The organism is Williamwhitmania taraxaci, assembly GCF_900096565.1.
In the GTDB taxonomy this organism is placed as follows: Bacteria; Bacteroidota; Bacteroidia; order Bacteroidales; family Williamwhitmaniaceae; genus Williamwhitmania; species Williamwhitmania taraxaci.
Map to the genome: position 1 here is coordinate 1 of NZ_FMYP01000067.1, position 22793 is coordinate 22793.

16 protein-coding genes, 1 tRNA gene and 1 rRNA gene are annotated in these 22793 nt (G+C 43.3%); 10 read left to right on the top strand and 8 right to left on the bottom strand.

Annotated elements, in window-relative coordinates; translation table 11 throughout:
• Positions 1 to 167 (bottom strand): 16S ribosomal RNA (locus tag BLS65_RS14340); the annotation flags it as partial.
• A 965-nt stretch (positions 168 to 1132) separates the two neighbouring features.
• Between BLS65_RS14340 and BLS65_RS14350 the strand changes: the two genes are divergently transcribed.
• The 3 genes from BLS65_RS14350 (at position 1133) to BLS65_RS14360 (ending at position 3760) form a co-directional block, all read left to right on the top strand.
• A tRNA-Gln gene (locus BLS65_RS14350) sits at positions 1133 to 1205 on the top strand.
• 208 nt (positions 1206 to 1413) lie between these two features.
• Positions 1414 to 3063, top strand: coding sequence for an ATP-binding protein (locus tag BLS65_RS14355; RefSeq protein WP_092440212.1), 1650 nt, complete (start codon positions 1414 to 1416; stop codon positions 3061 to 3063).
• A gap of 445 nt (positions 3064 to 3508) precedes the next feature.
• Positions 3509 to 3760 (top strand): hypothetical protein, encoded by a 252-nt coding sequence (locus BLS65_RS14360; protein WP_092440215.1) that lies wholly within the window; start codon positions 3509 to 3511, stop codon positions 3758 to 3760.
• Positions 3761 to 3920: 160 nt separating this feature from the next.
• On the opposite strand, the gene BLS65_RS14365 is transcribed toward BLS65_RS14360, so the two are convergent.
• From BLS65_RS14365 to BLS65_RS14375, 3 genes are all read right to left on the bottom strand, one after another.
• A complete protein-coding gene (locus BLS65_RS14365) occupies positions 3921 to 5228 on the bottom strand; it encodes a hypothetical protein (RefSeq protein ID WP_125869889.1) in 1308 nt (435 codons plus the stop codon).
• Positions 5229 to 5256: 28 nt separating this feature from the next.
• Positions 5257 to 7818 carry a TonB-dependent receptor gene (locus BLS65_RS14370; RefSeq protein ID WP_092440219.1) on the bottom strand — a complete coding sequence of 854 codons (2562 nt, stop codon included), beginning with the start codon at positions 7816 to 7818 and terminating at the stop codon, positions 5257 to 5259.
• A gap of 175 nt (positions 7819 to 7993) precedes the next feature.
• Positions 7994 to 9229 carry a 3-deoxy-D-manno-octulosonic acid transferase gene (locus BLS65_RS14375; RefSeq protein WP_092440221.1) on the bottom strand — a complete coding sequence of 412 codons (1236 nt, stop codon included), beginning with the start codon at positions 9227 to 9229 and terminating at the stop codon, positions 7994 to 7996.
• Between the two features lie 400 nt (positions 9230 to 9629).
• On the opposite strand from BLS65_RS14375, the gene BLS65_RS14380 reads away from it, so the two are divergent.
• Entirely contained in the window at positions 9630 to 13082 is a 3453-nt protein-coding gene (locus BLS65_RS14380; protein WP_092440223.1) for a hypothetical protein, read from the top strand.
• A gap of 123 nt (positions 13083 to 13205) precedes the next feature.
• On the opposite strand, the gene BLS65_RS14385 is transcribed toward BLS65_RS14380, so the two are convergent.
• Complete coding sequence (locus BLS65_RS14385; RefSeq protein ID WP_092440225.1) at positions 13206 to 16106, bottom strand: leucine-rich repeat domain-containing protein; 2901 nt, start codon at positions 16104 to 16106, stop codon at positions 13206 to 13208.
• A gap of 300 nt (positions 16107 to 16406) precedes the next feature.
• Here BLS65_RS14385 and BLS65_RS14390 point away from each other — a divergent pair, with 300 nt between their 5' ends.
• The 5 genes from BLS65_RS14390 to BLS65_RS18380 all read left to right on the top strand — a co-directional run bounded on the left by BLS65_RS14390 (position 16407) and on the right by BLS65_RS18380 (position 20703).
• Positions 16407 to 16793 carry a hypothetical protein gene (locus tag BLS65_RS14390; protein WP_125869890.1) on the top strand — a complete coding sequence of 129 codons (387 nt, stop codon included), beginning with the start codon at positions 16407 to 16409 and terminating at the stop codon, positions 16791 to 16793.
• A 386-nt stretch (positions 16794 to 17179) separates the two neighbouring features.
• The gene (locus tag BLS65_RS14395) at positions 17180 to 18157 is read left to right on the top strand and encodes a PstS family phosphate ABC transporter substrate-binding protein (RefSeq protein ID WP_244500703.1); all 978 of its coding nucleotides are present in this window, start codon (positions 17180 to 17182) and stop codon (positions 18155 to 18157) included.
• A complete protein-coding gene (gene pstC, locus BLS65_RS14400) occupies positions 18157 to 19059 on the top strand; it encodes a phosphate ABC transporter permease subunit PstC (protein WP_212590566.1) in 903 nt (300 codons plus the stop codon). The genes BLS65_RS14395 and pstC overlap by 1 nt, the downstream gene beginning before the upstream one ends.
• A gap of 6 nt (positions 19060 to 19065) precedes the next feature.
• Positions 19066 to 19938 carry a phosphate ABC transporter permease PstA gene (gene pstA, locus BLS65_RS18375; protein ID WP_170830139.1) on the top strand — a complete coding sequence of 291 codons (873 nt, stop codon included), beginning with the start codon at positions 19066 to 19068 and terminating at the stop codon, positions 19936 to 19938.
• A gap of 3 nt (positions 19939 to 19941) precedes the next feature.
• The gene (locus BLS65_RS18380) at positions 19942 to 20703 is read left to right on the top strand and encodes a phosphate ABC transporter ATP-binding protein (RefSeq protein ID WP_170830140.1); all 762 of its coding nucleotides are present in this window, start codon (positions 19942 to 19944) and stop codon (positions 20701 to 20703) included.
• Positions 20704 to 20783: 80 nt separating this feature from the next.
• Here BLS65_RS18380 and BLS65_RS14410 read toward each other — a convergent pair whose 3' ends face one another.
• The 3 genes from BLS65_RS14410 to BLS65_RS14420 all read right to left on the bottom strand — a co-directional run bounded on the left by BLS65_RS14410 (position 20784) and on the right by BLS65_RS14420 (position 22445).
• Complete coding sequence (locus BLS65_RS14410) at positions 20784 to 21623, bottom strand: hypothetical protein (RefSeq protein WP_092440229.1); 840 nt, start codon at positions 21621 to 21623, stop codon at positions 20784 to 20786.
• Between the two features lie 89 nt (positions 21624 to 21712).
• Positions 21713 to 22069 carry an MmcQ/YjbR family DNA-binding protein gene (locus BLS65_RS14415; RefSeq protein ID WP_092440231.1) on the bottom strand — a complete coding sequence of 119 codons (357 nt, stop codon included), beginning with the start codon at positions 22067 to 22069 and terminating at the stop codon, positions 21713 to 21715.
• 7 nt (positions 22070 to 22076) lie between these two features.
• A complete protein-coding gene (locus BLS65_RS14420; protein WP_092440233.1) occupies positions 22077 to 22445 on the bottom strand; it encodes a YraN family protein in 369 nt (122 codons plus the stop codon).
• A 138-nt stretch (positions 22446 to 22583) separates the two neighbouring features.
• On the opposite strand from BLS65_RS14420, the gene BLS65_RS14425 reads away from it, so the two are divergent.
• Positions 22584 to 22793, top strand: a 210-nt coding sequence (locus tag BLS65_RS14425) for a DUF4372 domain-containing protein (protein WP_125869886.1), incomplete at its 3' end; no start/stop codon positions are given.

Consider the following 22793-nt stretch of genomic DNA (forward strand, 5'->3'; position numbering starts at 1 on the left):
AATCCGCCTTTCGACGGGCTATTCCCCAGACGGGGGCAGGTTGCATACGCGTTACTCACCCGTGCGCCGGTCGCCGACAGGTATTGCTACCCTCGCTGCCCCTCGACTTGCATGTGTTAGGCCTGCCGCTAGCGTTCATCCTGAGCCAGGATCAAACTCTTCATAGTAAAAAGTTTTCCTGTTGTATTATTTGTTCTTTATGCTACACTGGACGTTTGTATTTACGCTGCTTCTGTTCTGTCTTATTTCATTCATTCTCACTACAGCCGGTCAAAGAGCCTTTACCTATATATTGCTCGCCAAGGTTGCCCCTGACGCTTGGTAATTCAGTTTCTTGGTGTTCCCCCATCCCGTTGGTTGGGGTTGCAAAAGTAATCCTTTTTTTTGTTCTTCCAAACTTTCGACAATCTTTTTTTTCTTCCCCTCGCTCCGCTGAAACCCTTGCTGATGCTCTGTTCCAGTCTCCAATCTTGCTCGTCAATATTCCTTCAGAGCGGGTGCAAAAGTAAGGCTATTTTTGTTACTTCCAAACTTTTTGCAATCTTTTTTTTCTTCCCTTCTTTCCTGCTGAAACCCTCGGCGTTCCTACTGTTCCAGACTCCCTTCCTGCCTCTGAATTTCTTCATAGCGGGTGCAAAAGTAGGCTAATATTTGCAACTTCCAAACTTTTGGCGGAGTTTATCTTAACAAAATGCGTACCAATCCAAGAGGGTGCTAGTTTTCAGATGGATATGAGGCAAGAAAAATACAGGAAATAGTGATTTAAAACTAGCAAAATGACAATTATATTCTGAAGATGGGATAATGAAAATGTTCGATGCAAAAGTTAGCAGACAAAAGGTCGCACAACACTGCAGGTATAACAAACTGATTTTCTGGAAAACAAACAATTCAAACCCTTGTCGCGAAATTTCCACCAAGACTAAAAGGATATTTAAGCGAGGCGCATAGTATGTCAAATACCCATTAATACCCCCACCCCTGTATGCGCAACGAATACTTAAGCATTGCATGCCTTCACGGTAAAAAAACACATCGAAAGTATGCGGCTTGATTATTTTGTAAAAAATGTGCTATCCTTAATATAAGGATAGCGCATTTGTATTACATTTGCATCACGATACAAGAAAACTGTCCTGTGGTGTAATTGGCAACACGTCTGTCTCTGGATCAGAAGAGTTCAGGTTCGAGACCTGACAGGACAACAATTTTTTAGTATAAACCCCGATAAACCTAACGGTTCATCGGGGTTGTTTTTTTGTGGGGTGATAATCCAACACAATAAATTAAAGGGCGATCCTAATACTAGAAATAGCAAGTTTGTAGAAAAATAAAGCGAGAAACCTTTGATTTAACCATACTAGGTGTAAATTGCATTAGGCAAGGAGCAGCAAACAACCAAGAAGAATCACCATGCAACAAGAAGATAAAAGCCGTGACTATAAAAGTCTTCGCAAGGCAATTGGAAAGCAAACCGATATAAAATCACTTGCAGAGGTATGTGTCGCTTTTGCGAATGCACAAGGGGGTGAACTAATTATTGGAATTGAGGACAAGGAGAGCGAACCACCGATCAATCAAAAAATCGATATTACAGAGGTAAACGAAGTTGTAAAGAAACTTCGTGGCATGACCGATGGTGTTGGCTTGGCAAACCCAGAGATAATAACACACGGCAATGGTGGTGAGTATTTTATTATTCAGGTATTACCTTCTACTCGTATAATTGCCACAACATCTTCCGGAAAAGTATTTATTAGAATTTCAGATAATTGTTTCCCAGTAAGCAGCGATGAACTGACCAACTTGGCGGCGGAAAGGACAGCCTTTCAGTGGGAAATAATTGCACCCCAGAAGATTAGTTTGGCTCAAGTTGACCAAGAAAGCATAAAACAATTTGTTAGTGACATTCAGAAATCGGATAAAGTGTCCGATTTTATAAAAAGCAAAGGCGTAGAAGAGATTCTCAACTTTTACCAAATGGTAAGCACTGAAGGTCTTGTTACCAACCTAGGCGTTCTTTGGCTAGGCACCCCAGCACAGCGTGCTCGCTTAAGTTATCCCTTATCGGTTCAGTATATTGTTTACAACGACAGAGAAGAAAAAATAAGAAAGAAAGAGTGGCATTATAATCTGCATAATCCTAAAGAATTATTACTAGAGATTGATAAAGAAGCAGTTGAACTGACTTATAGTAGCGAGATTCCGGATGGACTATTCAGAAAGACGGTGAGGCAATATCCCAAAGAAGTTGTAAGGGAACTGCTTATTAATGCCATTGCTCACAAGAAATACACTATTTCCGGCGATATATTTATTGAGGTATACCACGACAGAATGACAATTACCAATCCTGGGAGTTTACCGCTAGGTATTACAAAAGATAATATTCTGCACGAAAGGCACAGAAGAAATCCGCATCTTATTCAAACATTGAGCGACTTAAAGTTAATGGAGGGAGAGGGTTCTGGTTATGACTTAGTTTATGAAAAGCTTGCGCGAGACGCAAAACCGCTACCAGACATTTTTAGCAGCTTTACGAAAGTAGCCGTTACAGTCTACTCCGGAATAATAAATACTGAAGTAATCTCTATTCTTGACTACATTGAAAAGCACTACCAAATAACACAAAAAGAGTATATTACATTAGGGTTGGTTGCAACAGAAAAGAAAATACTATCCACCCAACTCGCCACCAAGCTACAGCTGAATGAAGAAGACTATATGCGCTCGTGGATAGGAACCCTTATCAACAAAGGTATCTTGGTTTCCCAAGGAATTAAGAAAATTACTGAATATCTTTTAAATCCGGAATTGTTTGCTCAAGCGAAGCTGGATATTATACCTTCACTTAAAACAATAGAACCCTATAAATTGGAAGCACTGATTGCAGAAGATATAAAATACAATGGAAAAAGCAAGCTGTCAGAAATACAAAAAAGACTGAAAGAGATTTCGGCAAATGACATTCAGAAAACCGTATATAGAATGGTAGAACAAGGAAAAGTAACTACCGAAGGCGGTAAAAGAAACCGAACATACTCTTTGTTCAAAAAAAAATAAATCAAAAATAAATCCACATATACTCCTGACCGTATTGTGGTTGCATTACAACTCATGAACGAAAAACTAGAAAATAAAACCTTCTGCAAGCCATCAACACGTCTGTCTCTGGATCAGAAGAGTTCAGGTTCGAGACCTGACAGGACAACATTTTTTTAGTATAAACCCCCGTAAACATTGAATTTTCGGGGGTTGTTTTTTGTTGGGGTAAGAATTTTCACGTTCGACTCCAATACACGAGCGTGTAATCCAAAAGAAATAAGGACTTGACCCGAATAACCATATAACAAAATGTTGCACCCCCCCTGTACCGTAAACAAAGTGTATAATGCACCTAGTTTTATTCGCTCTAAAACAAATCGCCTATTGACTTTTACTGATAGAAGGGTTACATTTACAGAAAGAGAACTAGCCTCTATTGCTAGGGCAGGTGCAAGCAAGCTATATGAAGAAGATAGACTTTCACGGGAAGATAGATCGGCCACTGCTAAACAAGAGGGCCAGAGCGACACAGCGGGTGAAGAACTACGAGGAGATAATCGGGGAGTTCAAGTCGTGTCCAGCGTTCGGAATCAGGTTCGAGGCTCCAACATTCAGACCCTTCACGCAGAGCCAGCATATAGAAAATTCGATCCCCTCACCTCGCTTAGAGTTGCCCATGACGCACGCCTCACTTGCGTTTATAATTAAGAACTAATATCACAACTAACTTAGATTGGAAAACCCCGATAAACCTTACGGTTCATCGGGGTTGTTTTTTTGTTGGGGTAAGGAGAAGTGGACAAATTCCTCCCTTAAGGAGGTAGCATAAAAAAAGAGACGGCCACAAGCCGTCTCTTTTTTGTATAATACTTGAATTATTTAACCTCTGTAGGTCCGCTAATTAACTCAAAAGTTGCAGGATTACCGGCTGCAGTACACTTGTAATCGATAGAATAGGTAGTGTAACTTAAGTCGTTGTTGTAAACCTTATAAATAATAATGTAGTGAACCTCAAGACCACCAACAATAGGAACAGCCGTTTTATACTTGTTCTCTAACATAACCTTAATGGCTGCTGGAAGACGGTTCATCATAATAGTGATACATTCACTATCTGTCTTGTCTGTCATTTCAGGATTTGATGCCTTACGCTTACTTAGACGATTGTCAAAGTTACCGTATTTGCCAGATGCACCATAGTACAAACCAAAATCCGTAAAGACTGGATCAGGAATTGGATCATTAGTTGCAATTATCTGATAATCGGCAGGAACCATTGTAAGTCTAACAGTTGGATCAAACACCCAACCTTCAGGGCCATAAATGTATTGACCTATTTTCGCAACTAAATTATATGCCGCCATCTTTACCCAAACGCCAGAAGTAAGCTTATACATTTCTGTCTTATCAGAGGCACTACCACTAAAGTATTTAAATTTCAGGACCTTAATTGCTCCCTCTATTGCATATGGATATTTACTCTTCAAGAAAACAGGTAAATAGTTTTCAGAAAGAACCGTGGTACTAAAATTCTTGAAACGGGCAACATCGCCTCCCATTCCAATATAATCCGCGGTAAGAAGGGTATATCCAATTTGAGCAAAATTGCTGTAAACACCATTAGTTGTGGCACGACTCCAAGCAGCTCCATCAAAAGCATAGCGCTCAAGATTCAGTGCATAGTTGTACTTAATTACCACATTTTGGGTATCGTTTGCAACAGCAGTAGGATACTTTGTAAGTAAAAAAGCAGGAAGCAATGCTGTAGACTTGTTTGTACCGTCGAAAGACTTGTTTGTTGCAACGGTAGCATTACCAAGTGTTCCATAATCAGCATCGGTTAACTCATATCCAAACAATGCGTTGTCAGAATATACATTTGGAACAAGATAGTTATAAGTAACTACAACTTCGCTATTGGTGTTAAGTGCAGGAAAGTTCTTTGCCAATACTTTTGGAACAAAGTTGGCAGCAGGAAGACTATCCATAAACGCTTTGTACTTATCAACAGTGGCATTGCCCGTTACCGTCTTGCCATAATCAGCCGCGGTAAGGGTATAGGTGATTTTCTTGTTGTAAGGGTTCTTGTTTGCATCTAGCTTATCGTAGATGTCGGCGTTTGGCTCGCAGGAGGAGACGAACATCGCCCCCAACACAACCGCAACATATAATATATTTTTCATCGTTTCAGTTTTTTTAAGTTAACTATGCTTAGAACTTAATTTTTAGAGTGGTAGACCAAGTCCTACCAAAACCGTAGAAGCCAATAGCAGAATTATAGTCATGAGTAGCACCGTCAGTTGCATCAGATATATACTCAGTATCAAGCACATTGTTTACAGAACCTAACAAAGTAGTATTAAAACCACCCAATTTAAATTCATATCTCATGCTAAAATCAACCAATTGATATGCTGGCATTTTCCAAGCATCTACACCTTCTGCATTTGAATTTGTGCGTGTATTTACATCAAAATAAGAATACAAGTTGTCGTAGTGATTAAGGTCAAGGCTTAACTTAAACTTAGGCAACACCTCATAGTTAACACCAATAGCTGCGGTAGTTTGAGCAGCATCTCCAACATGAAGATCCTTTGCATAAACAGTTCCGCTATAGATTAACACCTGATTCTGGTCATAAATATTTGCAATTACATTTGAGGTCCATTGCCAATCACCAACCGAAGCCATTCCTGTAATCTCAAGCTTTTCGAAAGGTTTAAAGGTCATGTCAATTTCAACTCCTTGGTGAAGAGCATTAAGACCAGAAATGTTCGCCATCTCAGTACCTACTGTTCTTGTTAGCGATTTATCTAACCATTCCGTTCTGTAAAGAGAAACGTTTGCACTAAACGTTGCAGAACGGTAGAGATAGCCAAGTTCTGTTGAAAGAACTTTCTCATTCTTTGCTCCGTTGTTATACTCATTTGTGTTATTGATCCAAATAGAGTTGAAATATGGAGCACGAGTGAAGTAACCAGCATTAACAAAAACACTGTGGTTGTCATTAATATTGTAGTTGGCTCCACCTTTCACGCTATAGGCAAGGAAGTTCTTCCAACCCGATTGCTGCTTAGGATCGCTATCCAAGTAAGTGAAGTAGTCGGTTCTTCTATAGCTAGTATTTGAAACGGCACCTGAAATGAATGCTGAATACTTATCCTTCACATATTCGCCTTGAAGAAAAAGACCACCCCAAGCTACCTCACCTAGGTTATAGTAGTTATAGTAATCGCCCTTACGGAGAGGAGTGCTAGCAGGTCTATTAATGTTTTTGGCATCTAAGAAATACTCACCGCCAAGAAGATCCTCAACTTCGTAGGCATGATAACCCTTATAGTATCGAATATCTGCTCCGCCAGTTAGGTTAAAGTCCGAAATCTTAGTGTTCAAGGTAGACAGAACGCCATACCAGTCGTGAGAGTTAATACCGTTTGCCATAATAGCCTGAGAACCATTAGGTGAAGCTGCATTTTGTGCAATTACATAGTTATAATCTAAGAACCCATCTGTAGTTAATTTTGTATCTGCAGTTGGAAGTCCTGTATTTCTATCAAAACCCAACCAGCCGGATTTATTACCAGAAACACGGCGTCCACCTCCACGAGCTAACGAAGCATAAGCAGAAGTGGAAAGTGAGGTTTTCTCGTTAATTTTCCAGAAGTGGTTGATCGACATCTGAGGTTTATGGTAGTAGTTGTATGCATATCCAGTAGAATATACTTCTCCATTTCTATAACCATAGTCAGCATTAAACTTTATGCCATCTGGCTTATCTCTGAATGTTTGGATTAACTGACGACTACTGCGTTGATTATGCCATTGTGGAGCACCAAAAACAGTGTAAGAAAGTTGGTGTTTGTCGTTGATACGCTTGGATACGTTTAGAAAGTATGACCAACCTTCAAAATTTGTTCCCTTAACATAACCATCACCGGTAGTTCTGGCACCAGACATTGTAATAGCCCAACCGTTCTTGAGCATGCCAGTTGATATGGTAAATGATTTCTTTGCATATCCATCATTACCTATGGCATAAGTGGCCACGCCACCTTCTTTCGCTTCTGTTGATTGAGTTACAATATTAATAGTACCTCCAACTGAAGATAGAGCAAGTTTAGATGCTCCCATACCGCGTTGAACCTGCATGATACGAGTAACGTCTGAAAGACCAGCCCAGTTGCTCCAGTATACCTTACCCGACTCCATATCATTTACAGGAACACCGTTGATAAGTACACCAATATTGTTTGAATCGAAACCGCGCAGTGTAATACGGCTATCACCAAATCCACCGCCCGCTTTAGTAGCATATACCGAAGGGGTCGATTTCAATATTTCAGGAAACTCTTGGCTTCCCAGTTTATCTTCAATAACCTGAGCTTTAATGTTTGCAACGGCTACAGGCGTTTGTCTATCGCGCGCAATGCTAGCGGAAACAATAATCTCTTCCATACCGATGGAACTGGTTTTTAGGCCAATCATACCGAGGTTGATATCACCTGATACTGCAACTTCTCTAACTACGTCGAGATATCCAACAAAACGAATAACTAGCTTAGCATTATCGTCGGAAACCTTTAGTGAGAAGGATCCGTCGAGTGAAGCCGCTGTACCTTGTGTTGTTCCTTCAATAGCAATAGTAGCTCCAATAAGGGGCTCGTTGGTGGCAACATCCACGATGATGCCCTTAACAACTCCCTGCGCAAAAGAAGCACTTGTCAAAGCGACAAGAGCCAATAGCAGAGAGACTTGTTTGATCATTTTTCTCATAGCGTTTAGGTGTTTGTTTGAAAACAAAAATAGGTCAAGAAATAATTTTATATGTGATCTTAGGTTTAAATAATTCGCAATTTTACTGTAGAAAAGGGGACACAAGATAAGAAAGGAAAATAGATATCAAAAAAAAAGAGGACCGATTTTTACAAACGTAGCGCCTCTTATTAATTTAGTTAACTTTAATTGCATCCAAAATGCGTCCTGTAGCCCCTCGTTTCATATCAACATACTCGCGTGCAAATTGGGCCCCATGCTTCAGTAACTCCGGTGTGGTGATGAGTGAATTGAGCGTATCGGATAACTCCTCCTGCGATTTTACGGAGAAACCGCCTCCGCCGGCAATAAGATCAAATGCCTCTTTGAACTTTTGGTAACGTGGTCCAAAAACCACAGGCTTACCCCAAGTGGCAGCCTCCAGTGTATTGTGAATGCCGGTACCAAAACCGCCACCTATGTATGCCACCTCACCATATCTATAGGCCGATGAGAGTTTTCCAATGGTGTCGAGAATCAATAGGCGAGCATTTGCCAGATCGGATTGAACCGCCTGAGTAAACCTTACCGTTGGAACGCCTTCGAATAGTTGAACTATGCGTTGGATATGCTCTTCGCCAATCTCATGAGGGGCAATCACCATCTTGATATTGGTGCTGCAACCCTTAAACCAGTTGGCTAGTAACTCTTCGTCCTTTGGCCAAGTGCTCCCTGCTACAATAGTCATCTCTCCATTCTTAAATGTGCCAATGGCTTGAATATCCTTGGCCTGAGTAGCAATTTGGGAAACTCTATCAAACCGAGTGTCGCCTGATATGGTAACATTTGAAAACCCGATGGAGAGCAGCAGCTGCTCCGATTGGTGGTTCTGCACAAAAAAATGGGTAAAACAACGCAGCATGTGCCTATACCAAAGGCCATAACGTTTAAAGAACAGTTGATCGGGTCGGAATATAGCGGATATCAGGTAGGTCTTTATCCCCTCTTGCTTTAGCCGGTTGAGCATGAAATACCAAAACTCATACTTTACAAAGAAAACAACCTCGGGGTTTACCAGCCGCACAAACTTGCGGGCATTACGCCAGGTATCAATAGGTAGGTAGAAGATAAAGTCGGCTCCAGCGTAATTCTTGCGCACCTCGTAGCCCGAAGGAGAAAAAAAGGTAACAAGAATCTTAATATCGGGATATTGCTGCTTGAATTCTTCAATAACCGGGCGTCCCTGTTCAAATTCGCCCAGCGAAGCGCAATGAAACCAAGCAATTCGATTGCCGGTGCCAATGGCAGCCTCCAATCGTGAAAACAGGTTTTTCCGACCATCAACCCACTGCTTGGCTTTAGGATTAAACGGTGATGCTATTCGAACTAAAATAAGGTAGAGCCTTATCCCCAGTGTGTAAAGAAAAACCATGGAATAAATTTTGACGCCGCAAAGGTAAGCTCCTACAATGAACTATCAAAGAGTGAAAAGTGAAAAGTGAAAAGTGAAAGGACGGTATAGTTATAACAACCTAGCAATGTATTGATTAACCAAAGGCATTTAGTGAGGCATATGGAAAATAAGTCTGACACTAACTTTAGAAAACGCACAAAAATAAGCCGCTTCAATTACAGTTGCTGGTGTTAAGGAACGAAAAGCTGTAGTAACAGAACGAACACGAAAATAAGTGGCAGACAGAAGTCGTTTCGAGCGATCGGTGCAAGAGGGATAATAACCACCAGCACAAATACAGCCTATTTTCGCTTCTATTGCCAAAATCAATAAAATGTTATGCTAATTTGCACGTTGAATAAGATAAACGAAGCCATTGATGCCCCGGTTGCGCATAGTAGGATTTGTAATTGCCTGTAGTTTTGCGCCTCTCCTGGCCTTTAGCCAAGGGGAGTTTCGTTCGTTGCGCACCAAAACTATGCTGCTATGCCAACAAACCGTCTCCCTCGATAGCTTAAGCATTGTTCCGGGATCGGTAATAATAACCGACACCGCCGGAGTTGCAGTTCCACCAGCATCTTTCAACCTTAATTGGCAAGAGGGCAGCATAAAACCGACACAGGATCTTGGCTGTGGCGTATTTCGAATTACCTATCGGGTATATTCCTTCTCGGCTACACGAAGCTTTTCCCATCGAAACGAGCTGCAATCTCTCTCGCCCGACAGCCTCCTAAATGCAAGATCCGACAGCCGTTTCGACGCCTCCTTTACCGACTATATAAAAGGAACCGACAACCTAAAAAAAAGTGGAAGCATTACCCGCGGAGTAGCCTTCGGCAACAATCGGGATGTCTCTTTTACATCGGGGCTTAACCTCCAGCTGAGCGGTGAACTCAGTGAAGGGGTAAACATTCTTGCAGTAGTCTCGGATAAAAACAATCCGGTACAACCAGAGGGTAACACCCGCAACTTTCAGGAGTTCGACCGTATATTCATCAAAGTTTATGGGAAAAAGGCAGCCCTAACAGCCGGCGACATTGAAATTATTGGAGAGTCGGGAGAGTTCTTCCGCGTAAGAAGAAGCGCGCGGGGTGCACTAGCAGACATTACTAGCGTAAAGAAGAGCGGAAACAGGTTGCACATTGTTGCCGGTGGCGCTGCTGCTCGAGGAAAGTTCGCTAGGCAAACCATCGATGGAGTGGAAGGAAACCAAGGACCATACCGCCTCAAGGGGAATGAAGCGGAGATCTATATTATAATGGTCTCGGGGAGTGAACGGGTATTTTTGGATGGATGTCAGCTTACCCGTGGAAGCGATCAGGACTACACCATTTCTTACTCCACTGCCGAACTTTTCTTTACTGCAAAAAGCCCTATCACCAAGGATAGCCGAATTGTTGTGGAGTTTGAGTATGCCGATCAAAACTATTCCCGTTTTCTAACCTCAGCCCAAGCAAACTATCAAGGGAAGAGTTGGGAGACCTATGTTAATGTCTTCTCCGAATCGGATTTGAAGAATCAGCCGCTGGGCAATGATCTCACCTCTTACCGAAAAACCCTTATGGCCAATGCGGGCGACAACATCAACGATGCCCTTGTTTCGAGCGTAGATACTGTGGCCTTTAACCCCGATGAACTGCTCTATGCATCGAAAGATTCAATAGTAAATGGACTAAACTACTTAACCTACCAATACTCTACCGATCCGACCAAAGCGGTTTACCGTCTACGCTTCTCCTTGATTGGCGAGGGAAAGGGGAACTATGCCATTAGTCCAATTATTGCCAACGGGCGTGTTTACCAATGGCTGGCTCCTGTAAACGGCGTTCCGCAGGGCAGCTATGAGCCGGTAATTCAGCTTACAGCACCCATAAAGAAGCAGTTCGCAACAGCAGGATTGCTTATTAATAAAGGAAGAACAAGGTATGGAGTCGAAACCGCTGGATCGCTCAACGATAAAAATACTTTCTCGCAAAAGGACTCCAACGATGATGTTGGGACTGCATTCTCAGCATTTATTGAGCGAAAGCCTACAGCGGATACATCGGCCCTATCCGATTTCACGTGGCGGTCGAAGTTTCGCCACCTCTCCTCCGGGTTCAACCCAATCGATCGGTTTTATCCGGTAGAATACGAGCGCAACTGGAATCTCACCTCCACCCTTATCGGAAAACCATTGGAGGAAAACAATCTCCTTGGCGAAATACAATACAAACGCGGGCACCATTTCGCCTCTCTATACAAAGCCGAATATCTCGATCGAGGGCGTTTCTTTAAAGGCTGGAACGCAAATGGTGATATTTCGCTAATAAAAAAGTGGGGGTTTATAAAGATTACAGCTAGTTATCTCAAAACACAAGATACCTCCGCTACAACGAACTTTTTACGTTCCCACCTTGCCATCGAAAAAAATCTTGGGAAGTTAGCCGTAGGAGCAGTTTACTCAAGCGAAACCAATCACTGGCTTTCGAAAGCAGCCGATACACTTTTAGCTACAAGTAAGGGTTTTCAGCAGATAGAAGGTTACCTCCGGAGTAACGGAAAGGTAAAAGTTCCGTTTACACTAACCTATCGGAATAGGCTCGATTATTCCCCTCGTAAAAGCAGCCTTACCAAGTTCTCGGAGGCGAAAGAGGTGAGTTCGTCCTTGGAACGAACCGGAAAAAAGGGAGATTTCATACGCCTACTGGCATCGCTACGCTCCCTTCAATACGCCGACAACCCAACAGGTGTAAAGGAAGAAACGATGCTGGGACGGCTCGAGGGCGGGACCACGTTGCTGCGCAAAGCTATAGGATTGAATGGTTCGATGGATATGGGCTCAGGGCTTATTCCTAGTCAAGATTATACCTTTATTAAGGTAGCGGCAGGCCAAGGACAGTATACCTGGAACGATTACAATGGAAACGGCACAAAAGAGGTCAATGAATTTGAGATTGCCGCCTATGCCGATCAGGCTGAATTTATGAAGGTGAATCTTCCAACATCCAAATACATAAAGGCCTATACCTCGGGATTTACCGCAGCGGCAAGAATAACGCCATCCATGGCTTGGCGTGATACCAGTGGATTTAGGAGCGTTGTATCTTGCTTTTCGGTAAATGGCTCAGCACAGGCCGATGAGAAACAAGCAGCATTTTCGGCAATTCCGGAGTTTTTTCCATCACTCAACGCCGAGAATACCATTGCCCACAAGGGGAGCTGGCGCTACGGCGGTGGCTTTATCTCACGGAATAAGCGCTACTTTGCCGATATATACCGGCAGGCCTCCGCTACAAAGCAGCTGCTGTTGGGCGGAAGCGAGACTCGCGAGGTTGCCACCTCAACGTTAAGCTTGCGCTATCGTCCCACCGCTGCGCTGCTGTCCACATGGCAAGGAGAACAAAGTAATTCGACCGCCAACTCCGACCTTTTTCCATCGAAGAACAATGAGTTAATCGGACTTAAATCCCTCACAAAAGCCGAACTCTCTGTTGATCTTCGCTACTCCTTTGTGCTACTTTGGGAATACGCCGAAAAGAAGAACACAATGGGCATCGAGAAATCATTCACCCACAAGTTTGGGGCAGAAGCCATGGCCAGCGTTGCCGGAAAAATGAAGGTCGAAACCACCTTTTCATGGCTCCGAATTGATGCGTTTGCACCACTGAACTCTCCCGTATCCTATGAACTGCTCAACGGATTGAAACCAGGAAAAAATGCAATCTGGACTCTGATTCTTAGTCGAAAACTACCCGCCGGTATTGAAATTAATCTAGGCTACAATGGACGTTATATTGCCGATGGAAAAATTATTCATTCGGGAAGTATGGAAGTGCGGGCCTCCTTTTGATGGGATGAAAAGTTAATACAACACTTAGCCGGCCCGTCTATAGCTGCCAAAATAAAACAGCTTAGTCCAAAGAAGAGGCTGCCCGAACACGAGCAGCCTCTTCATATATTAGATTTGGTCGAACTACCTCTTCACCATGCGGCGAGAAACAGTAGTGCCCTGTGCACTCTCAATCCTAACCAGGTAAATACCAGACTTAAGCGCAGATGTTTCTATATATGAAACGGATCCATTCGCTACCAAAGCTACTTGACCAACTAGGGTGATAATGGTAACCTTACGAATATCATCCCCATTCTCGAACCATAAGCCATCGCTAAAAGGGTTTGGATAAACTCTAACCTGATTTATCGCACTGGTCTCTATGCCGGTAGTAAGCACAAACTCTACCGTTACTGTAGTTGCGCCTGTTACCGTATAGTTATAAGTATTAGTGGTGTTATTCGAAACAGCAACGCCATTAACCGTCCAAGCCTTTACGGCATAACCCGCATCGGGTGTGGCAGTGAAGGTGGCAACTGTGCCGTTAGCAACCTGCGCACCGTTAGCAACGGTTGCAGCCACTTGGCCATGTCCACCGGTTACGCTATAGTTCACTGCATAGGTTTTTACAGGTATCTCTGCAAAGGTGGCCGTAATCGCCTTGGCTGCATCCATAGTAATAGTAATCTCGGCATCAGCAGAGATCATAGCACCGCTCCATCCAGTAAAAGTGTAGCCTACGGCAGGCGTAGCTTTTAGCGTCATTATTGCTCCCTCAAAAAAACTTACTATAGCAGGATAGGCTTGTCCATCAATCACAACACTGCCTCCGCCCACCGTGTTTATAGTAAGAGTATACAATGGTGTAGCAAGAGTAATAAGTTCCTCCAGAGTTCCCAGTTGAAGTTTGCTGTAATTAGGATTAATTACATTGCATCGGTAAAGGCCTTCGCTAGTTGCGGTAAGCGTTTGAGTTTTTTGTCCTACAACCTCTACGTTATTCCTATACCACGTATACACATTACCGGAAATATGCCTAGGCACAGTAAGAATTACGCTACCCACGTTATTGTTCCTCTGTAATAATATCTCACCCTGAGGAGTATAGACATACTTACTCATATCCGCCATCGTTATATTAGCGGTTGTGAGGTCGGTAAAGTCCAATTCATTATTATTAACAGAGCACTCAATCAAATTGGAAAGCCCCGAAAGATTGGGAAGCCCTGTAAGATGATTCCCCGCAAGGCGTAGCGTAGAAAGATTAACTAGCCAGTTCATAGATGTCGGAACATCACCCGTAAGCTGGTTATTATTAATGGATAAATTACAGAGTATATAAAGGTTGCCTATCTCTGCTGGTATACTACCTGTAAGTAAATTATGGCTAACATCAAGGATTATAAGACCCTGAAGGCGCCAAATATCCGAAGGGATATTACCCGTAAGCTTGTTTCTGGAAGCATTAAAAGCAACCAGTTGATAAAGGGTGCATAGTTCGGAGGGTATTTCGCCAGTAAGCTGATTATCCCAAAGGTAAAGGCCCTTTAGTCTGATGAGATTTTCAATAGAGGTAGGAATAGACCCTGTAAGCTGGTTGTTACCTAAGTTTATCGTGATAAGTCCATCAAGTATCCCTATCTCACTAGGAATTGCTCCTGAAAGCTGATTATACGTAAGGTTGAGGCCGGCTACTCTACCTCCCATAACCGAAACGCCATACCATTCGGCCACAGGCTTTTCGGTATTCCAGCCATTGCTCCTCTTCCAGCCAGTTCCATTGGTAGCATTAAAGAAAATCTTTAAAGCCTCATAGTCGGTTTTGGCAACGCCATGATCCATGTCGTAAGACCCAATAATATGCACTTTAGTGGATAGCGTAAGTTGCTGAACCGCAACGCTCGAATTTGTAATGACGCAATGATAGAGTCCATTATCGCTGCTGGGCACGCTTAAAGAGACCATCGTTTGACCAAAAATGGATTCTCCGTTTTTAAACCACTGATAATCCGAACCGCCAAGGGATGGCGAAACAGAAAGGGTAATGGTTTCGCCACTCTCATCACGCATTGCCTCAACCTCGGCCTGGGGGCTGTAGTTATATTGGCCTCCGGCTACAACGGAAGCATTGGCTGCTAGGAGACTGGTGAAGTCAAACCGATTACGATATAGGTAGCATCTCACAAGTTTGTGAAGCTTAGACAAGTCGCACAGTTCGGTCAGTTGATTATTGTTCAGGTCAAGTTCTACCATGTTAGAAAGATTACCGAGCGAAGCCGGAACCTTACCGGTGAGCTGATTGTTGGACAAATAGAGCACGGTTAAGTTCTCAAGGTGGCCCAACTCTGCAGGAATACTTCCCGTAAGAAAATTATCCTGGAGATATAGCTTTTCCAAGTTAGATAGATCACCCAGCGAGCCAGGAACCGCACCGCTTAATTGGTTGCCGTATAGAAAAAGCGTCTTAATGCTATTAAGATTACTAAACGAGGGAGGAATAGCACCGGTAAGCTGGTTGCTGGACAAGTAAAGCAAAGTTAGGTTCTGAAGGTTGCCTAACTCTGCGGGAATACTTCCCGTAAGGCGATTATCACCGAGATAAAGTTCTTTCAAATTAACTAACATTCCAAGTTCGGTTGGAATATTACCGCTAAGCTGGTTGGGCGATAGGTCGAGATACTGCAGCTGAGTGAGGTAGCCCAGCTCCGTAGGAATTTCACCCGTGAGCTGATTGCCATAAAGAATAAGACTTGTGAGGTTGGGTAAACTGCCAATGGCCGCAGGTATGCTGCCATTCAAAGTATTTGCATTGAGCGTTATTTCAACAACATGCCCATTTAACACCAATATGCCATTCCAAGATGCAACATCGGCATCGGTTTTCCAGTTGTTACTATTTTTCCATCCCGGGCCATTGGTGGCATCGTAAAGGGCAATGAGGGCGTTGCGCTCGGTATCGGGCACACCGCCCACAATAACCTGCGCTTCCACACCTGCAGTGAATAGCAGCAGGGTGCTTAGTAAGGTAAAGAATTGTTTCATTCAGAATAATCTATAGTAACAGTAAGGACAATGCAAAACGATAAGGCAGCCCAGCAGCATTTAAGTCCAAAGAAAAAGCGATGGTAGCCCAGTAAAACCACCGCGAAAGTAGAAAAATAAAATTGTATATCCGTTAGCCTTTTGCTAAAACTGGCATTCGAAGTTATCACAATGAACGGCATTTTGAACGAGCATATACCGTTATTCTTCTACTGCTTATAGCTAGAATGCAAGACAAGCATCTTAATGCTATAGGTGACTTCGGGCAGGGCTAGTATCATAGTCAATACCGGGATGTCCGTGGCGGGCACAAAAGCCGAACTCTCTGTTGATCTTCGCTACTCCTTTGTGCTGCTTTGGGAATACGCCGAAAAGAAGAACACAATGGGCAACGAGAAATCATTCACCCATAAGTTTGGGGCAGAAGCCATGGCCAGCGTTGCCGGAAAAATGAAGGTCGAAACCACCTTTTCATGGCTCCGAATTGATGCATTTGCACCACTGAACTCTCCAGTCTCCTATGAACTGCTCAACGGATTGAAACCGGGAAAAAATGCAATCTGGACTCTGATTCTTAGTCGAAAACTACCCGCTGGTATTGAAATTAATCTAGGCTACAACGGGCGATATATTGCCGATGGAAAAATTATTCATTCGGGAAGTATGGAAGTGCGGGCCTCCTTTTGATGGAGTTAACAATTGTGAAGATTTTCTTCCAACATCCAATTGAAGTTACTTGTCGGCTTAAGCTGTGTGCGTTGTATTGTTGAATACTGCCTGCATTCGGACACACGTTTGATTAAATTCATTAACCGTTCCTTTGTTGACAATTTCTTTGATTCCTTTTTTTTAACAATTATCTCAGTTAACCGTTGGTTGTGCAACTAGTTTATGTTAATTTTACTCCCTGTTTCCTATCGGTCTTGTAGACATGTAACGGTTTATTCTGTTTACAAAACATCAATCCTCTATATGATAGAGAAAAGATTTATAGCATCAGAATACAAGCGAATCATTCATAATTGTGGTTTAGTTATTTTGGACTAAATTTGAATAGAATAAAAACTAGGATCATGAAATACTCAACAATGAAACAATTACTCGCGGTAACAGTCTTTGCAGCAATAGCCCTCACTGTTATTTCGTGTGGTGGCAGAAAAGCAAAGCCAGGTGAACTTTCGGGTAAGGTAACTATTTCGGGGGCATTTGCGCTTTATCCACTAGCTGTTCAGTGGGCCGATGAGTTCATGAAAGAAAATCCTGCTGTGCGAATCGACATTTCTGCCGGTGGTGCTGGCAAGGGAATGACCGACGCTTTATCGGGCATGGTCGATTTGGCAATGGTATCGAGAGAAGTGGCAAAGGAAGAGGTGAACAATGGGGCTTGGAAGATTGCCGTAGCCAAGGATGCAGTTCTGCCAACCGTAAATGCGAGCAACCCTTTCCTTGCCGATATTTTATCGAAAGGGATTTCAAAAGCGAGACTTTCGGCTTTGTACAAAGAAGGAACCATAAAATATTGGGGTGAACTCCTGGGCACAGCCTCAGTAGATAAGATAAACCTATATACCCGAAGCGATGCCTGTGGCGCCGCCGAAATGTGGGCCTCCTTCATAGGTGGCCATCAAGAAAATCTGCTTGGCGTTGGCGTGTTTGGCGATCCAGGAATTGCCGATGCCGTTACCAACGACAAGTTTGCTCTTGGCTACAATAACTTAATTTATGCCTTCGATCTTAAAACCCGTAAGTGTTATCCGGGTATTGTTATTCCCCCCATTGACCTCAACGGTGATGGCAAAATCGAACCAGAGGAGCGCTTCTATGAATCACTCGACTCCATTGCCAGTGCCATTAAAGATGGTCGCTACCCTTCGCCTCCATCCCGTAATCTTTACTTTGTTTCGAAGGGCGCACCAACCAATCCTATAACCATTGCATTTTTAAAGTTTATTCTCACAAAGGGACAGCAACATATACCTACAGCAGGCTATATTCAACTCAATGATGAGAAAATTATCGAAATGCTTAAGATGATTGATAATCAACAGTAATGCGAAAGTATTTTATTATAAAGAGGGGATTAAGAAATACGCTCAACCACAACTGGATGGTGATATCGTTGATATTCATCATGCTTCTTCCGCTCCTGTTGGGGATAGGTCTCTATATAAAGTCGGCGAGTTTGCTGCAGAACCAATCGCTGCTGCATATTCTTTTCTCGGGAGAATGGATGCCCATGGCAGGAAAATTTGGGCTACTACCCTTTATTTTAAGTTCGCTTTGGGTAACAATTCTTGCCGTGGCTTTGGCTGCCCCTATATGCCTATTGGCTGCAATTTATCTAACCCAGTATGCCAACCGGAATTTACTGAAGATAATGCATCCGGTAATCGACATCCTCTCGGGAATCCCCTCGGTAGTCTTCGGAGTATGGGGTATTCTCATTGTGGTTCCACTTGTGTCACGCTATATTGCCCCATTTTTCGGTTACCAAAGTTCAGGGTTTACCGTGCTGGCTGGAGCCATTGTGCTGGCCATCATGATCATTCCATTTGTGCTTAATATCTTGGTGGATGTACTAAAAACTATTCCAGAGGAGTATACCGAAGTTTCCCTATCGCTGGGGGCAACGCGTTGGCAAACGGTTAAGAAAGTGTTACTACGCAAAGCATTTCCAGGAATTGTTTCAGCCATTGGCTTAGGCGTATCGAGGGCATTTGGCGAAACCATAGCGGTACTCATGGTGGTTGGAAATGTTGCCAAAACGCCTAAAGGTCTTTTCAGCCCAGGATACCCATTACCGGCATTAATTGCCAATAACTACGGCGAAATGCTATCGATACCGATGTACGAATCGGCACTTATGCTGGCAGCGCTAGTGCTATTTGTGGTTGTGTTGCTATTTAACCTAGCCTCGCGGCTTGCCATTATTCGACTCGAACAAAACAGCTAGTAAACTATGAAGAGCAACCGACGACAACAGTGGTTAAACTTGGAGGAAAGAATCTTTGTGGGCCTTATGAAGGCGGCAACCTACGGAATAGCCGCAGTGCTGTTACTTATTATTCTCACCATTCTGGTTAAGGGATTACCGGCTCTCTCGTGGGAAATGGTAAGCCAAACACCCAAGGGAGGCTTCTACTTTGGCAAAGAGGGTGGTATTCTGAATGCGATTGTTGGATCGCTATACTTAGCGGTGGGTTCCACCTCATTGGCATTTTTGATTGGATTGCCCGTGGCGCTCTTCATGAACGTACACCTCCTCAACAAAAAGAAGTTAGTCAATGGAATTCGGTTTATGCTCGATTTACTTTGGGGCGTTCCTTCTATTGTTTATGGAGCATTCGGCTTCACCCTAATGGTGTATATGGGCATGCGCACCTCGCTTCTGGCAGGTATTATAACGGTAACCCTTTTCATCATCCCCATCATGGTAAGATCGATCGACGAAGTGCTCAAAACGGTTCCCAGAGGATTGCTGGAAGCATCGCTATCGCTGGGAAGCACACGATCCGAAACGGCTTTTCGGGTATTCGTTAGGCAATGCTACCCAGGGATAATTACGGCCATCCTTCTGTCCTTTGGCCGGGCCATAGGCGATGCCGCCGCCGTCCTTTTTACCACCGGTTACACCGACTACCTGCCCCAATCCATTAACGACCCTACAGCAACACTCCCGCTGGCCATATTCTTTCAACTCAGCTCCCCAATTCCGGAAGTTAAGGCAAGGGCTTACGCCTCGGCACTAGTTCTAACCATTATCATACTTATTATAAGCCTCCTTTCGCGACACCTCTCGCGCAAGTTTGAGAAAAACAAGATAAAGTTCTAACGTATGGAAAGCAATGCAAAAATTCAGATAAGCAATCTGAATCTACATATAGGGAAACAGCAAATCCTCAAGGATATAAACATTCAAATTCCTGAGAATAAGATTACCGTAATACTTGGCCCATCGGGTTGCGGTAAAACTACGCTGCTAAAGACGTTAAACCGGCTTACCGATATGTATCCGGATATTAAAGTAACCGGAACGATTGTTATTGACGATATCGACATTCTCTCCTACAAGGGCGATATCACCCAAATAAGAAAAAGGATGGGGCTTCTTTCGCAGCGGCCCTACCCGCTTCCCATGTCGATATTTAAAAACGTGGCCTATGGGTTGCGTATTAGTGGCCGGAAGAAAAAGACCTTCTTAACTAAGCGAGTGGAACACTACCTGCGCCAAGCGAGCCTCTGGGAGGAGGTGAAGGACCGCCTTCGCGATCCAGCATCGGGACTATCCATTGGTCAGCAGCAGCGTCTTTGCCTTGCACGTGGTTTAGCCGTTGACCCCGAAATTATTCTGGCCGATGAACCCACCTCCGCCCTCGATCCGCTCTCGAGTCAAGCCATTGAAGAGAAGTTTCTTGAATTGAAGGACCGCTATACTATCGTTCTCGTTACCCACGTGCTACGCCAAGCCCGTCGTATTGCCGACCATGTAGTATTTATGTATCTGGGCGAAGTAGTTGAGCAAGGTCCCGCTAAGGAATTTTTCGATAATCCCAAAGAGGAGCGCACCAAAGCCTACCTGAAGGGCGCATTTAACTAGTTCTTGTCAACCTCACAAAGAAAAACCCCGCTCTAAGGTAGAGCGGGGTTTTTATATCTGTTATGGATCAACACCCAATTTTATGCTTTCTTGCTTAACACAACATCAATAAAGGCCGAGAGAGCTTTCGAATCGGTAACCCCATAAAAATCGACGTAGTAGTCAACTAGGTATTCCTTGATTCCCTTATCATCCATTTTCTGAGTTCGAAGAATAGGGATAATCGTGTTAAACTCGGCAGTTAGTGCCGCTCCATCCACAAAGAGTAGGTTGAACGAAGTAATCTCCCTATAGTTTTTCGAAGGCATTTCGTATTGATATACCATGACGCCTTCAATCTCATCGGTAGTAATCGTCTCGCCCTTTACCTCTTTAAGTTTATCTGCCTCAATTTTAATTGTTTGCTGATCAAATCCAAGTTTCTTGGAAACTGGCTTATCCTTAATGTTGTAGTGGAACACTATAAACTGATCGGGACTCAAAGGATACATCTGCTCACTCAGGGTAACGTTTACCTGATTGCCAATAATCGAGAATCGATCGCTTCCAAAGTATTGTTTCAGGTCAACAACCTCCTTCTGTTCCGGATTAAATGCTCTTGTTTTAAAAGCATTGCGTGATTTCACCGCCATAGTCGCTTGGCTCACAAGGACGATTAAGCTTGTTTTATCCACATTATCCGTTTTTGGCATCTTAATCAGGAACTTTGACCTATTGTCGTCAATGGCAACCATGCTTGCGCTAACCGATTCAAATGCGATTCGATCCTTCGCCTGAACCATATCACCGGCCTTTATGGGCTTTCCTGTGTTCAAGTTGGTGATGTTTCCTTGCACCTTTACCACATGAAATACCTGAGCATTTACGACGGCAAACGCCATTACAAAGAATAATCCGAGGGTAGTTACTAGTGCTTTCATAATAATATCTTTTTGGAGTGCGATTATACGAAAGATAAAGTCTAAAGATAACTATTCAATTGAAGGAAACCAATGCAAATTAGCACGTGTTACCAACCTTCGAGCATGCTACGCGTTTTTTGGGGTAATGAACAATAAACTAGACTATAACTTTGGTCGATAAGTTCCAGCACAAGCGGACGTGGAAGCGATCCATCCAATACAACGGTATTCCAATGCTGCTTATTCATGTGATAGCCCGGAATTATTGCTTCATGCTGCTCCCTAAGCTCAACAGCGCGCTCCGGATCACATTTTAGATTTATGGAAAGAGGCGTGTTATCGAGCCCCACCAACCCAAAAATCTTTTCGGCAACTTTAAAAACCAGCGTATCATTATCGAAAGGAAACCCTTCACTTGTATACGGCTTCGATAGGCAATAGCCCCTAAGGTCATCTATATCCATGGTAACTTTATAATCCGGGGTAAAAGGCGTCAGGAATATACTCCAATTCCATCTTTCCTGTAACCGGCTCAATAACAATTGAAACAATATCAAACTGAACTTCCTCGAGTAACTTGTGCTTTACAATAAAGGCATCAGCGGCCTCAACAATATTCTTTTGTTTGCGCCGGTTTACGGCTTCTTTTGGCTCTTCATGGTAAGCCGAAGCGCGCGTCTTAACCTCTACAACGTGTATTAATCCATCCTTCCGCGCAACGATGTCAAGCTCCTTATGTCCGTGCAGCCAGTTAGTCTCAAGAATCTCAAAATGGTTGGCAACCAAAAACTCTAACGCCTTCGCTTCCCCAACTTTCCCCAACTCAAATCTTGCATCCATAAAAATAAGGTTGTTTTTTTATCACTACTGTCCGACAAAAAGATTCCAGTTGAAACGTTAGTTGAATAAAAATAAGGGGCTACTCCCCGAAGGTTTCACCCCGATGTTGTAGATTTGTTTTGCAAAAAAAAACACAACATGGGCAAAAATACAGAAATAAAATTAGTCGGACAGCCGATTTTCAAACAAGCCATCAACTTAATCGATGCCATTAATGTCAGCAGCTTGGTGAAAAAGCATGGTGCAGACCATTACTATAAGACGTTTAAGGCAAAACCCCAGCTGGTTACCATGCTGTTTGGCGTCCTCAGCCGGTGCGATTCGATGACCGAAATATGTGAAGGGCTG

Excerpts from the sequence above, each read along its gene's own strand:
- BLS65_RS14355 (WP_092440212.1), top strand. The coding sequence starts at position 1,414 with ATGCAACAAGAAGATAAAAGCCGTGACTATAAAAGTCTTCGCAAGGCA.
- BLS65_RS14360 (WP_092440215.1), top strand. The coding sequence starts at position 3,509 with ATGAAGAAGATAGACTTTCACGGGAAGATAGATCGGCCACTGCTAAAC.
- BLS65_RS14365 (WP_125869889.1), bottom strand. The coding sequence starts at position 5,228 with ATGAAAAATATATTATATGTTGCGGTTGTGTTGGGGGCGATGTTCGTC.
- BLS65_RS14370 (WP_092440219.1), bottom strand. The coding sequence starts at position 7,818 with ATGAGAAAAATGATCAAACAAGTCTCTCTGCTATTGGCTCTTGTCGCT.
- BLS65_RS14375 (WP_092440221.1), bottom strand. The coding sequence starts at position 9,229 with ATGGTTTTTCTTTACACACTGGGGATAAGGCTCTACCTTATTTTAGTT.
- BLS65_RS14380 (WP_092440223.1), top strand. The coding sequence starts at position 9,630 with ATGCCCCGGTTGCGCATAGTAGGATTTGTAATTGCCTGTAGTTTTGCG.
- BLS65_RS14385 (WP_092440225.1), bottom strand. The coding sequence starts at position 16,106 with ATGAAACAATTCTTTACCTTACTAAGCACCCTGCTGCTATTCACTGCA.
- BLS65_RS14395 (WP_244500703.1), top strand. The coding sequence starts at position 17,180 with ATGAAATACTCAACAATGAAACAATTACTCGCGGTAACAGTCTTTGCA.
- pstC (WP_212590566.1), top strand. The coding sequence starts at position 18,157 with ATGCGAAAGTATTTTATTATAAAGAGGGGATTAAGAAATACGCTCAAC.
- pstA (WP_170830139.1), top strand. The coding sequence starts at position 19,066 with ATGAAGAGCAACCGACGACAACAGTGGTTAAACTTGGAGGAAAGAATC.
- BLS65_RS18380 (WP_170830140.1), top strand. The coding sequence starts at position 19,942 with ATGGAAAGCAATGCAAAAATTCAGATAAGCAATCTGAATCTACATATA.
- BLS65_RS14410 (WP_092440229.1), bottom strand. The coding sequence starts at position 21,623 with ATGAAAGCACTAGTAACTACCCTCGGATTATTCTTTGTAATGGCGTTT.
- BLS65_RS14415 (WP_092440231.1), bottom strand. The coding sequence starts at position 22,069 with ATGGATATAGATGACCTTAGGGGCTATTGCCTATCGAAGCCGTATACA.
- BLS65_RS14420 (WP_092440233.1), bottom strand. The coding sequence starts at position 22,445 with ATGGATGCAAGATTTGAGTTGGGGAAAGTTGGGGAAGCGAAGGCGTTA.